The sequence below is a fragment of the Methylobacterium dankookense genome (assembly GCF_902141855.1).
Lineage (GTDB): Bacteria > Pseudomonadota > Alphaproteobacteria > Rhizobiales > Beijerinckiaceae > Methylobacterium > Methylobacterium dankookense.
Genome location: NZ_CABFVH010000052.1, coordinates 22,098 through 34,272 on the forward strand (window position 1 = coordinate 22,098; position 12,175 = coordinate 34,272).

General features: G+C 72.2%; 12 protein-coding genes. 10 read left to right on the forward strand and 2 right to left on the reverse strand.

The features are described 5' to 3' along the window. Window positions 1-35 precede the first annotated feature (35 nt). The gene (locus MTDSW087_RS25360) at window positions 36-716 is read left to right on the forward strand and encodes a winged helix-turn-helix domain-containing protein (protein WP_144767852.1); all 681 of its coding nucleotides are present in this window, start codon (window positions 36-38) and stop codon (window positions 714-716) included. Window positions 717-819: 103 nt separating this feature from the next. Here MTDSW087_RS25360 and MTDSW087_RS25365 read toward each other — a convergent pair whose 3' ends face one another. Together MTDSW087_RS25365 and MTDSW087_RS25370 are read right to left on the reverse strand one after the other, a co-directional pair. Next, entirely contained in the window at window positions 820-2,145 is a 1,326-nt protein-coding gene (locus MTDSW087_RS25365; RefSeq protein ID WP_144767854.1) for a flagellin N-terminal helical domain-containing protein, read from the reverse strand. Window positions 2,146-2,555: 410 nt separating this feature from the next. Beyond that, window positions 2,556-2,861, reverse strand: a complete 306-nt coding sequence (locus MTDSW087_RS25370) for a PilZ domain-containing protein (protein ID WP_144767856.1) — start codon at window positions 2,859-2,861, stop codon at window positions 2,556-2,558. A gap of 127 nt (window positions 2,862-2,988) precedes the next feature. Between MTDSW087_RS25370 and MTDSW087_RS25375 the strand changes: the two genes are divergently transcribed. The 9 genes from MTDSW087_RS25375 to flbT form a co-directional block, all read left to right on the forward strand. After that, window positions 2,989-3,567 (forward strand): hypothetical protein, encoded by a 579-nt coding sequence (locus MTDSW087_RS25375; protein WP_144767858.1) that lies wholly within the window; start codon window positions 2,989-2,991, stop codon window positions 3,565-3,567. Window positions 3,568-3,832: 265 nt separating this feature from the next. Continuing rightward, window positions 3,833-5,116 carry a DUF1217 domain-containing protein gene (locus MTDSW087_RS25380; RefSeq protein WP_144767860.1) on the forward strand — a complete coding sequence of 428 codons (1,284 nt, stop codon included), beginning with the start codon at window positions 3,833-3,835 and terminating at the stop codon, window positions 5,114-5,116. A gap of 4 nt (window positions 5,117-5,120) precedes the next feature. Next, a complete protein-coding gene (gene flgF, locus MTDSW087_RS25385; protein WP_144767862.1) occupies window positions 5,121-5,846 on the forward strand; it encodes a flagellar basal-body rod protein FlgF in 726 nt (241 codons plus the stop codon). A gap of 46 nt (window positions 5,847-5,892) precedes the next feature. Next, window positions 5,893-7,212, forward strand: coding sequence for a flagellar protein export ATPase FliI (gene fliI / locus MTDSW087_RS25390; RefSeq protein ID WP_144767884.1), 1,320 nt, complete (start codon window positions 5,893-5,895; stop codon window positions 7,210-7,212). A 103-nt stretch (window positions 7,213-7,315) separates the two neighbouring features. Further along, the gene (locus MTDSW087_RS25395; protein WP_144767864.1) at window positions 7,316-8,524 is read left to right on the forward strand and encodes a flagellar hook protein FlgE; all 1,209 of its coding nucleotides are present in this window, start codon (window positions 7,316-7,318) and stop codon (window positions 8,522-8,524) included. A 109-nt stretch (window positions 8,525-8,633) separates the two neighbouring features. Further along, entirely contained in the window at window positions 8,634-10,073 is a 1,440-nt protein-coding gene (gene flgK / locus MTDSW087_RS25400) for a flagellar hook-associated protein FlgK (protein WP_144767866.1), read from the forward strand. Window positions 10,074-10,125: 52 nt separating this feature from the next. After that, window positions 10,126-11,175, forward strand: a complete 1,050-nt coding sequence (locus MTDSW087_RS25405) for a flagellar hook-associated family protein (RefSeq protein ID WP_144767868.1) — start codon at window positions 10,126-10,128, stop codon at window positions 11,173-11,175. 162 nt (window positions 11,176-11,337) lie between these two features. Then, complete coding sequence (gene flaF, locus MTDSW087_RS25410; protein ID WP_144767870.1) at window positions 11,338-11,685, forward strand: flagellar biosynthesis regulator FlaF; 348 nt, start codon at window positions 11,338-11,340, stop codon at window positions 11,683-11,685. Between the two features lie 8 nt (window positions 11,686-11,693). Then, the coding region (flbT, locus tag MTDSW087_RS25415) for a flagellar biosynthesis repressor FlbT (protein WP_144767872.1) at window positions 11,694-12,175 on the forward strand (482 nt) is incomplete at its 3' end.

Genomic DNA, 12,175 nt, shown 5'->3' on the forward strand with positions numbered 1-12,175 from the left:
GGCGAACGACGCTGCTTGTCCGGGAAAAGCTTGAGATGTACATCGTCGTCGACGAGCGCGCGAGCGTCACCGAGCAGTACGTGGCCGGCTTCACCGCGGAGGGCGTCGCGGCCCGCGGCCTGTTCGCCGAGACCTTCCAGGACTGGCTCTCGGTGACCCCCGCGCAGGACCTCGCGGCGGTGACGGGCTTCGTGCTCGGCGATTGCAGCGACCGCCCGGGCGCCACCATGTCGATCCGCAGCCTCTCGCAGGCGCCGATCATCGCGCTCAACGAGACCCGCTCCCTGGAGCAGACCCTGGCGCTGTTCACCGCCGGCATCGACGACGTGGTGCGCAAGCCCGTCCATGTGCGCGAGATCATCGCCCGCGCCGCGGCGATCCGGCGCCGGGTGAGCCGCGGCGCGGCCCCCGCCACCACGCCCGACCGGGCCGGCCGCCTCGTCGTCCACGCCGACGGGCGCGATCCCGAGATCGACGGGCAGAGCCTGCTCCTGCCCCGGCGCGAGCGGCACATCCTCGAATATCTCGCCAAGCACCGCGGCCGGCAGGTGACGAAGGGCCAGATCTTCGCGGCCGTCTACGGCGACCTGGAGACGGCCTGCGAGGAGAGCGTGGTCGAGGGCCACATCTCGAAGCTGCGCAAGAAGCTGCGCGCGCGCCTCGGCCACGACCCGATCGAGGCCAAGCGGCTCGCCGGCTACACCTTCGTCGGCTGATCCGCCCAGCCGCCTGTTGGAAATGAAAAGGCCGCGCCCGGAAGGGCGCGGCCTTGTCCGTCCTGGCCGCCCGGCGCGGGGCCGGGCGGCCTCTCACCCGCCCTTAGCGGAAGAGCGAGAGGACGTTCTGCGTCGCGGAGTTGGCGATCGACAGCGTCTGGACCGCGAGCTGCTGCTGGGTCTGGAGCGCCTTGAGCTTGGTCGACTCCTCCTCGACGTCGGCGTCGACCAGGGTGCCGATGGCGCGGTCGTTGGCCTTCATCAGGGTGTCCAAGAACGACTTCTGGCCGTCGACCTGGGTCTTGCTGGCGCCGAGCTTGGTGCCGACGTCGGTGACCTTGGCGATGGCGGATTCCACGAGGTCGATGAAGCTCTTCATCGTGGTGTCGTTCACGGAGCCGGAGCCCGCGGTCCAGATCGCGAGGCTGTCGACCGAGGTCGAGCCGTCGTCCAGGATGCCGTTCTGGGCGCCGCCGGTGGAGTTGGTGCCCGCGGCGGTGGCCGCCGTGGTGGTGGTGCCGAAGCCGATATTCACCACGCTGGTAGTGCTGTTCATCGCCACCGACAGGGTCGCGCCCGTGCCGGTGGAGCCGACGCCGATCGTCTCGAACTGCAGGCGGCCCGAGCCGTCGAGGGTGGCGTTGACCTTGCCGTTGAGCGTCGTGTTGCCGACGATGCTGTTGTTGATCGCCGAGAGCAGCTCGTCCTTCGTCACCTTGGTGATGTCCTGGACGTGCGCCTGCAGCGAGGTGGCGTTGAGGGTGATCGTCTGCGTGCCGCCCGAGGCGAGGGCGATGTCGAGGCTCGCCTGCTTGGCGCCGCTGAAGTCCAGCGTGCCGCTGATGGCCGCGCCCGCCACGACCTTGGCGCTGGTGGCCGGCGTGCCGGTGGTGCTGGCGTCGTAGAGGCGGATGCCGGCCACGTCGATGTTCACGTTCGAGAAGGTCACGGTGCCGGCGGAGTTGCGCGAGAAGCCGGCCACGATGTTGCGCGTGGCCGAGTAGTCGGAGCTCGACGAGTTCGTGGACAGCCAGTTCTGGCCGTTCGAGACCGAGGAATCGGCGATGGCGCGCATGTTGTTCTGGATGGCCGCGATCTCGGTCTGGACCTTCGAGCGGTCGACGCCCGGCTGCAGGGCGGTCTGCAGCTTCGAGCGCATGTTCTTGAGCTGGTCGAGGACGCTGGTCACGCCGTTATAGGCGATGTCGATCGACGAGGAGCCGAGGCCGAGCGAGTCCTTCACGGCCGAGAGCGAGGCGTTGTCGGTGCGCACCGTGGTGGCGATCGACCAGTAGGCGGCGTTGTCCGAGGCGTTGGAGACGCGCTGGCCGGTCGAGACGCGGTTGCTGGTCGTGTCGAGGTTCTGGTTGATGGTCTTGAGCGTGGTCAGCGCCGTCATTGCGGCGGAGTTGGTCAGCAGGCTGGTCACGGGTCGAGCTTTCCGGGAATGAGAGTGCGGGAGGAGGTCCGTATCCGGGCTTGCACCGGGGCAGCGCGGCCGTGGCGGACCGCTGGCCCCGGAGGCCGGGGCGACTCTGCGCGTTGGACATCCGGACTTTCACCGGTGCAGCGGACCGACATCATGTCTCTGGGACGAAGCCCAGCCGCTGAGACTCTTCGCATTCGGCGCCGTGCCCGGAGAGCCCGGCCGCCGATATCCGCACTCTGGCAGGATCGGATTATCAACCTATTAAGCGCGCGGGCCGGCCGAATCGCGGGGCGGGACATTCCCGCCGGATCCTGCTCGACCGCGATGCCCACCGGGCTGCGACGATCCCCCCTCTCGACCTCATCCTGGGGTCTGAAGTCGCGGACGGAGGAGAGCCGTCGGACAGGCCCTCAGAAGCAGCCCGGCTCGAAGGTGACGCCCGCGAACTCTCCGCGGCGCCAGCGCAGCCGCACGGCGCGGATGCGCAGGTCGTGGGCGGCGATGGCCAGCTCGAAGACCTCCGGCAGGTCGAGGGCGGGGGCGACCCGCAGCTTGGCGCCGCTCGCGGAGAGGTCGCGGATCTCGCAGGCGATCATCCGGCTGGCCAGCACGATCCGCCCCTGCTGCACCACGCGGTGGCGCTTGGCCCGGGTGGGGACATGAGCGGGAACGTCGGCGGAGGCGCCTGCGGGCGCGTCGGGCAGGGCATCGGTCATCGCCGGTCGCGCATCCGGTTGGCGGGCTTCGCGGACAGGCCTAGCGCCGGCCCGTTAACGAAGCGTCAAGCATAACCCGGCACCCCTTGGGGCACGCGAATCCGCCCCGGAGCCCGCCGCCCCCGCCATGACCGCCCGCCCGGCCAGACCGCCCCGCGCCCGGACGCAAACCGAGACGCCAGCCCCGCCGCGGCGCCTTCCCCTGCGCCTGCCCGAGCGCCCGCTCGCCGGCGCGGTGACGCGCGCCCGCGCCCGGGAGGCCGGCATCGAGCGCGCGGTGATGGGCGGTGCCCTGCTGCTCGCGCTGACGGCGAGCGGGTTCGCCGGCTATGTCATCGCCGGCCAGTCGCGGCCCTACGCCGTCCAGGCGGTGCTGCCGGCCGATACTCGCCCCTTCGCCTGGAAGCGGCCCCCCGATGCCCCGGCGCGGGCGGCGATCCCCGACCTCGACCCGACGACGACCGGCACCATCCCCGAGCGCGCGGCCTCGGCCGCGCCCGACCAGCCGGAGCCCGCGGCCGAGGCCGGCTACAGCCTGCTGCGGGCGGGCGCCGGCAGCGCCGAGCTGCAGGGGACGACGGGGCTCGTGCGGGTCTCGACCGGGTCCGAACTGCCCGGGGCCGGCCGGGTCCTCGCCATCCGCAACACCGGCGCGGGCTGGGTGGTCATCACCACGCAGACCATCATCGGGCCGACGCGGCTGTGACCGGCTCATACCAAAATGCGTTGATCCCGACCCATGGTCGCGATCAACGCGCCCGGCGGACGGCCGCCGCCGCCAAGATCCGTCCCACTGCGCGCGGGCGGACTGCGATGAATCGAGCTCATCGCCGTCTGGTATCAGGCCGCCCCACGGCATCCCTCCAGGCAAGCCCCGAGCAAGGGACCGCACCTAGAGCCGTCTCCATCCGAGCGCGCAGGATGGCCGACGCGATGACCCTTGAGACCCTGCCCGAGGCGGAGGCGCGCACGTGACCAGCACGCTCACCAGCTACGCGCTCATCGCCCGGGACCTGCCCACCGCCATCAAGCGCAAGGCCGCCGAGGCGACGGTCGCCCGCGAGACCGCCTATTACGAGGCCAATATCGGCAAGGTGACCTCGGTCGACGACCTGCTCGCCGACCGGCGGCTCTACGCCTACGCCATGAAGGCCTACGGCCTGGAGGACATGACCTACGCCACGGCCTTCATGCGCAAAGTCCTGACGGAGGGCACCGCCGATTCCACGAGCTTCGCCAACCGGCTCGCCGACGACCGCTACGTCGCCTTCGCCAAGGCCTTCGACTTCTCGAAGGCCTTCGGCACCTCGGCCATGGGCACGGACGACCTGTCGAGCCTCGGCGTCACCCTCCCGGCGAGCGCCGCCCAGGCCACCGGCAGCCTCGCGCTGACCGGCCCCTACGATTTCAGCGGCACCAACGAGATCGGCCTCGCGCTCACGACGAAGCTCGACGCGAAGACGAGCGACAAGGGCACCATCGTGCTCAACCGGCAGTCCCTGCTGGGCTATGCCGCGAACCTCTCCGCGGTCACGCCGTCCGAGCTCGTCGCGGCGATCAACGGCCGCATCGCCGCGAGCGGCGAGGCGGGCCTGAAGGGCAAGGTCGAGGCCTCCCTCGACACCAGCCGCCACCTCGTCTTCTCCACCACCAGCTACACCGATTTCGGGGCCGACGGCGTCGCGGGCGGGGACGGCGCGGATGCCGACACCTCCTATGCGGCCACCGGCTCGCAGCGCACGGTGCTCGTCGAATCCATCGCCCTGTCGGACGCCTCGCGGACTGCCCTCGACCTCGGCTTCGGCACCGGCACGGCGCAGGACGCCCGGATGAAGGGCGTGGTCGACGCCTATCTGCGCCAGTCGCTGGAGGAGGATGCGGGCGCCGAGGATACGGGCGTGCGCCTCGCCCTCTACTTCGCCCGCAAGGCCTCCAGCGTCACCAGCGCCTACGACATCCTCGGCGACTCGGCGCTCTCCCAGGTCGCCAACACGCTGGCCGGCCTGCCGGCCACGAGCGGGGCCGCGACGAGCGACGCGCTGACGCGGCGCGCCGAGGTCATCGCGTCCAAGATCGACATCCCGAGCCTCAAGGATCCGGCCAAGGTCGAGGCGCTGGCCAAGCGCTTCGCGGCGATCTGGGACGCGCAGAACAACACCCAGGCAGCGCCGGTGCTCGCCCTGTTCACGGGATCGGGCTCGGGCATCACCGCCGACATGCTGGCCGGCCTCCAGTCCCTCCGGTTCGGGGGCTGAGACCATGCAGAACAGCCTCTACGTCGCGCTCTCGAGCCAGATCGCCCTGGAGAAGCGCCTCAACACCACGGCCCAGAACGTCGCCAACATGGCGACGGCGGGCTACCGCGCGGAGGAGACCAAGTTCTCGGCGCTCATGGCCCAGGCGAGCCGCGGCGCGGTCGCCTTCGTGGGCTCGGGCGACACCTTCATCTCGCGCGCCTCCGGGCAGGTCTCCCGCACCGACGCCCCCCTCGACGTCGCCGTGCAGGGCGACGCCTGGCTCAGCGTCGGCGGCCCGAAGGGCCCCGTCTACACCCGCGACGGGCGGCTCAGCATGGACGCGACCGGGCGGCTCACCAACCTCGCCGGGCAGCCGGTGCTCGATCCCGGCGGCGCGCCGCTCCTCCTCGACCCGCAGCAGGGGCCGCCGACCATCGGCCGCGACGGCAGCATCATGCAGGGGATCAACCAGGTCGGCGCGATCGGCCTGTTCACCTTCGATCCGAAGGCCGCGATCACCCGCGCCGGCCCGAACGCGGTGACCCCGAGCCTGCCCGCCCGGCCGGTGCAGGACTTCACTCGCATCGGCGTCGTGCAGGGGCATCTCGAAGGCTCGAACGTCAACCCGATCATGGAGATGACGAAGCTCATCACCATCCAGCGCACCTTCGAGAGCGCCGCCAGCATGACGGCGCAGTCGGAGAATTCGCTCAGCGACGCCGTCAAGTCCCTCGGGCCGCAAGGGTAGGGGCCGGCGCATGGCAGGCGACGCGCTCGCACGTCTCGAAGGGGTGATGGCCGGGCTGGGCCAGGGCGGATCGGGCCAAGGCGGCCTGGGCCAGGGCGGGCTCGTGCGGGTCGGCGGCCGCGTGCGCGAGGTCTCGGCGAGCGCCTGCCGCGTCGGCGGGATCAGCGCCTTCGTACGCCTCGGCGACCGCATGGGCTTCGAGGCGGACGGCCGCGAGCAGACCGGCGAGATCGTGCGCATCGACGCCGAGGGCGCGACGCTGAAATCCTTCGATTCCCGGATCGAGGCCGGCATCGGCACCCGCGTCTTCCGGCTCGGGGCCGCCGAGCTCAGGCCCGACCCCGCGTGGAAGGGCCGGGTGATCGACGCCCTCGGCCGCCCCCTCGACGGCAAGGGCCCCCTGCAAGCGGGCGAGCGCAGCGCCCCCCTCGATGCCGACCCGCCCGCCGCCTATGCCCGCGCCCGGGTGCGCGAGGCCCTCGGCACGGGCGTGCGGGCGATGGACCTGTTCACGCCGCTCTGCGCGGGCCAGCGCATCGGCATCTTCGCCGGCTCCGGCGTCGGCAAGTCGACGCTGCTCGCCATGCTCGCGGACGCCGCCGGCTTCGACAGCGTGGTGGTGGCCCTGGTCGGCGAGCGCGGGCGCGAGGTGCGCGAGTTCCTCGAAGGGCCGATCGCCAAGGCTCGGGACCGCGCGGTGATCGTGGTCTCGACGGGCGACGAGAGCCCGATGATGCGCCGCCAGGCGCCGAAGGTGGCGCTCGCCGTGGCCGAATCCTTCCGCGACCGCGGCGAGTCGGTGCTGCTCATCGTCGATTCCGTCACCCGCTACGCCCATGCCGCCCGCGACGTGGCGCTCGCCGCCGGCGAGCCGGCGGTGGCCCGCGGCTACCCGCCGAGCGTGTTCTCCGACCTGCCGCGCCTGCTCGAGCGGGCGGGGCCGGGCCTGGAAGGGCAGGGCAGCATCACGGGCGTATTCTCGGTTCTGGTCGACGGCGACGACCACAACGACCCGGTGGCCGACGCGATCCGCGGCACCCTCGACGGGCACATCGTCCTCGACCGGGCCATCGCGGAGCAGGGGCGCTACCCGGCGATCGACCTGCTCGGCTCGATCTCGCGGCTCGCCACCGAGGTCTGGACGCCGGAGCAGCGCGACCTCGTGCGCAAGCTGAAAGCGATGATGGCCCGCTTCGAGGAGACGCGGGACCTGCGCCTGATGGGCGGCTACCGCGCCGGCACCGACGCGGAACTCGACCAGGCGATCGGCCTCGTGCCGCGGATCTACGAGGCCATGCGCCAGGAGCCCGGCCAAGCGCCGAGCCGGGACGCCTTCCTCGAACTCGCCCAGGCGCTGCGCGGATGAGCGCGGCGCTCCCCTCCCAGCCCCGCGCAAGCCTGTGGCGGCCTAATGCCGCCCGGACAGACCGCGATTCCCAGCATCAGACTATGAACCTGAAGGTGTCCGCATGAGTCTCATCGGCGTGCTCCGCACCGGCGTCTCGGGCATGAACGCCCAGTCGAACCGGATCTCGACGGTGGCGGAGAACATCCAGAATTCCTCGACCACGGGCTACAAGCGCACCGCGACGGAGTTCTCCTCGCTGCTGCTCGATTCGGCGGATTCCGGGAACTACAATTCCGGTGCCGTCGAGACGACGATCCGCCGCTCGGTGAGCGAGCAGGGTCCGGTCTCCTTCACCACCTCGCCGACCGACCTCGCCATCCAGGGCAGCGGCTTCTTCATGGTGCGGGACGCCAACAACGCCTCCTACCTGACCCGCTCCGGCAATTTCGTGGTGGACGGCCCCACCGGCAACCTCGTCAATGCGGGCGGCTTCACGCTGCTCGGCTACGGCCTGCTGCCCAACGGCGAGCCGAACATCGACGGCGGGCTGGTGCCCGTCACGCTGCCGACCACCGGCCTCCAGGCCCAGGCCTCCACCGAGGCGAAGCTCGCCGGCAACCTGCCCCTGTCGGTGGCCGTCCAGACGACGGCGCCGGGCACGGCTGCCGGTACCTACAGCCAGAAGACCTCGGTGGTGGCCTACGATTCCCTCGGCCAGAAGGTGCCCCTCGACGTCTACATGACGCGGACCGCGAGCGACACTTGGACCGTGCAGGTCTACGACCGCGCCACGCCGCCGGTGAAGCAGGGCGAGGGGACCGTCAGCTTCGACGCCAAGGGCCAGGCGGTCGGCACGCCCAGCATCACGCTGGCGGGCACCGGCGGCACGCCCGCGATGAGCGTGAGCCTCGGCAGCCTGACGCAGCTCGGCGCCGAGTACGACGTCAAGACCAGTGCCGACGGCTCCGCGCCGAAGGCCGGCACCGGGGTCAGCATCGCCACCGACGGCACCGTCTACGCCACCTTCGCCGACAGCAGCCGCGCCGCCGTGTTCCGCATCCCGCTCGCGGACGTGCGCAGCCCGGACAACCTGCAGCCGCGCGCCGGCAACGTCTACGAGACGACGGCGGAATCGGGCAGCATCGAGATCGGCACGGCCACGCGCAGCGGGCGCGGCACCATCAAGGCCGGCGCGCTCGAGCAGTCGAACGTCGACGTGAGCACCGAGCTCACCACGATGATCGAGTCGCAGTCGGTCTACACCGCCAACTCGAAGGTGTTCATGACCGGCAACGAGCTGCTCGACACCCTGATGAACCTGAAGCGCTGACGGGCGCGAACGCCGACATCAACGGCTCGGAAGCCCACGCCCCGCGATCGGGCCAGGCTTCCGAGCGGTGCGGGCACCCCGCCCGCGCCGTCCCTCCCGGAGTCGACCGATGGGTCTCCAGCTCGCGCTCAACACGGCGCGCTCCTCGCTTCTCGCCACGTCGAGCCAGATCGCGGCCTCCGCGCGCAACGTCGCGGGAGCGAGCGACCCGGCCTATTCGCGCAAGATCGCCACCCTCGTCACGGGGGAGGGCACCGCGCGCGTGGTGGTGACGCGGGCCACCGACGCCGCCCTGTTCGCCCGCAAGCTCGCGGCGGCCTCGGACGCGGCCTCGGGGAGCGCCCGGCTCGACGGGCTGCGGACCCTGGCCCAGACGATCGGCGACGCCGCCGACAAGACCTCGCCTGCCGGACGGCTCGGCGCCTTCAACGCCGCGCTCCAGGCGGCGGCCAACCAGCCCGACAACGCCGACCTCGCCCGCGCCGCGATCGACCGGGCGCGCGAGCTCGCCAGCGGCCTCAACGAGGCGGCCCAGGCCGTGCAGGCGGTGCGCACCGACGCCGACACCGCGCTTTCCGCCTCGGTCTCCAAGGTCAACGACCTGCTCGGCCAGTTCGACACCGCCAACCGCGCGGTGATGCGCGGCCTCGCCGCGGGCGCAGACGTCACCGACGCCCTCGACGACCGTGACCGGATCCTCGGCTCCCTGGCGGAGGAGGTCGGCATCTCCACCGTCGAGCGCGCGGGCGGGGACATGGCGATCTACACGGATGGCGGCGTGCCGCTGTTCGAGCGCGGGGCGCGCAGCGTCGTGCTGAATCCCGCCACCGCGACCACCCCCGCGACGGTGGTGATCGACGGGGTCGCCGTCACCGGCGCCGACGCGCCGATGCCGCTCGAATCAGGCCGCATCGCGGGGCTCGCCGCCCTGCGCGACGAGCCGGCCGCGCAGTACGGCGCGCAGCTCGACGCGATCGCGGGCGCCCTGGTCGACGCCTTCCGCGAGGGCGGCGGCGCGAGCGGGCTCACGGCCAAGGCCGGCCTGTTCACGGTCACGGCAGACGGCAGCCTGCCCGCCGGCACGGCGAACCTCGCCGCGCTGATCGCGGTCAACGCCGCGGCCGACCCGCAGAAGGGGGGCGACGCCGCCCTGCTGCGCGACGGCGGCCTGAACGGGGCGGCCTACCGCCAGAACCCTGCGGGCGGCGACGCCGCCTATCCCGACCGCCTGAACGCGCTGACCGCAGCGCTCTCGGCCACACGCAGCCTCGGCGCGGGCACCGAGATCGCCGCCACGACGAGCCTTGCCGACTTCGCCGCCGCCTCCGCCGGCTGGCTGGAGGGGCAGCGCAAGGACGCCTCCGCCAAGGCCGACTACCAGGCGACGCTGCTCACCCGCGCGAGCACCGCGCTGTCGAACGCAGTCGGCGTCAACGGCGACGACGAGACCGCGCTCACGCTCCAGCTCGAGCGCTCCTACACTGCCTCGGCCAAGATCCTCACCATCGTGGACGAGATGCTCAGGACCCTGATGGAGGCGGTGCGCTAGGCGCGCGCCGCACCCCTCCTCTCCCTCCGTTCGGACAGGCTTCCCGCCGGCCATGATGACCACGAGCTTCATCTCCAGCCTCACCTTCTGGAACGCGCCGCGCAGCGGCCTGTCCCGGATGCAGAGCGACCTCGCCACGGCCAATGCCGAGATCGCCAGCGGGCGCCGCGCCGATCTCGGGCTGGCGCTCGGCACCGGGGTCGGCCGCAGCCTCGGCCTGCGCCAGAGCGCGGACGAGATCGCCTCCCTGAAGGACTCGAACGGGGTCGCCGCGCTGCGCCTGTCCACCAGCCAGACGGCGCTGGCCCAGATCCAGAAGGCGGCGGACGCGATGTCGGCGGCGCTGGTCGGCCTGCCGAGCGGGGAGCGCGCCGGGACGGCCGACAATACCGGCACGAGCAACCTCGACGCGTTGCTCGCCGGCCTCAACGCCTCGGCCGGCGGCCAGTACGTGTTCGGCGGCACCAACACGCGGGAGAGCCCGATCCCGGAGGGCCGCGCGGCAGCGATCAAGGCCGCGGTGGCCGCGGCCTTCCAGGCGACCTTCGGCACCGCCCCCGGCAGCGCTGGCGCGGCCGCAATCACCGCCCCGCAGATGGAGGCCTTCCTCTCCGACAGCGGCCCCGTCGCGGCCCTGTTCTCGGACGCGGCGTGGCAGACGGACGTCTCGCAGGCCTCGAGCCGCACGCTCACCGCCCGGATCTCGCTGAGCGAGAGCGTCGCCAGCTCGGCCTCGGCCAACGCCGCCCCGTTCCGCGGCCTCGCCATGGCCTACGCCATCGCCTCCGCCACCGGGCTGAGCGCCCTCTCCTCCGGGGCGCAGGAGGCCGCGACCAACCGGGTGCTCGGGCTCCTCGGCACCGCGAGCGGCGGCCTCGTCACCCAGCAGGCCGATCTCGGCCGCACCCAGGCGAAGGTCACCGCCGCCAATGCCCGCCTCGACAGCCAGGCCAAGCTCCTCGGCGGCGAGATCAACCGGCTCGAATCCGTCGATCCGGCCGAGGCCAAGAGCCGGGTCGACGCGCTGACCACGCAGATCCAGATGTCCTACGCGCTGACCGCCCAGTTGCGGCAGCTCAGCCTCGTCTCCTTCATCTCCTAACTTGCCGGCTTCGGCCGCCGAAGCACGATCCCGGACAGGCAACCGCCCGGGAATAGCCAACGAGACCAGAGAGTTGGAGCGCGCCGCTCACGTCACGTGGCAGCATGCTCCGGACGACCCGGCCCACCGGGCACCCGACACGCGAGAAGGCATCGGCGAGAGATGTACCGGTTTTCCTATTCCGAGATCCTGGAGGACGCCGGGGCGCTGAGCCGCGAGCGCGAGCGCCTCGCCTTCGACCAGGCGCTCGACATGCTGCGCAATGTCGAGGCGCGCGGCGCGACGGGCCCCGAGCGGACCGCGGCGATCGCCTATGTGCAGGATCTCTGGAACATCCTGATCGCCGACCTCCTCGACCCGGAGAACGGGCTGCCGGAGGAGCTGAGGGCCAACCTCGTCTCGATCGGCGTCTGGACCATGCGCGAGGTCGGCGAGGTGCTGCAGGCCCCCGAGCGCAGCCTCGCCGCCCTGATCGAGGTCAACACCTCGATCCGCGACGGCCTGCGGTGAGGCCCTCCATGCGCCTGTCCCTGCGCGCCGGCGAGCGCGTCTACATCAACGGGGCCGTCCTGCGCGTCGACCGCAAGGTCGGGATCGAGCTCCTGAACGACGCCACCTTCCTGCTGGAGGGCCACGTGCTGCAGGCAGAGGAGGCGACGACGCCCCTGCGCCAGCTCTACTTCGCGGTGCAGACCATGCTGATCGCCCCCGCCGAGGCGGAAGCCGCGCGCGACCTCTATGCGGGCCTGCGCGCCGGCATCCTGGTCGCGACCCGCGAGCCCGCGCTCCAGGACGGGCTCCTCGCCGCGGACGCGCTGATCGCGGAGGAGCGCCCGTTCGAGGCGCTGAAGGTGATCCGCGGGCTCTACCCCGCCGAGGCGGCCCTGCTCGCCGCCGCCGGTGCCGAGCCCACCCCCGCGCCGCCTGCGCTCCGGCCGGGGCCCGAGTCCCTGCCGCGGCGGGCGCGCGCGCTGCCGAGCCCGGCCGCGCGCCTCGAGAC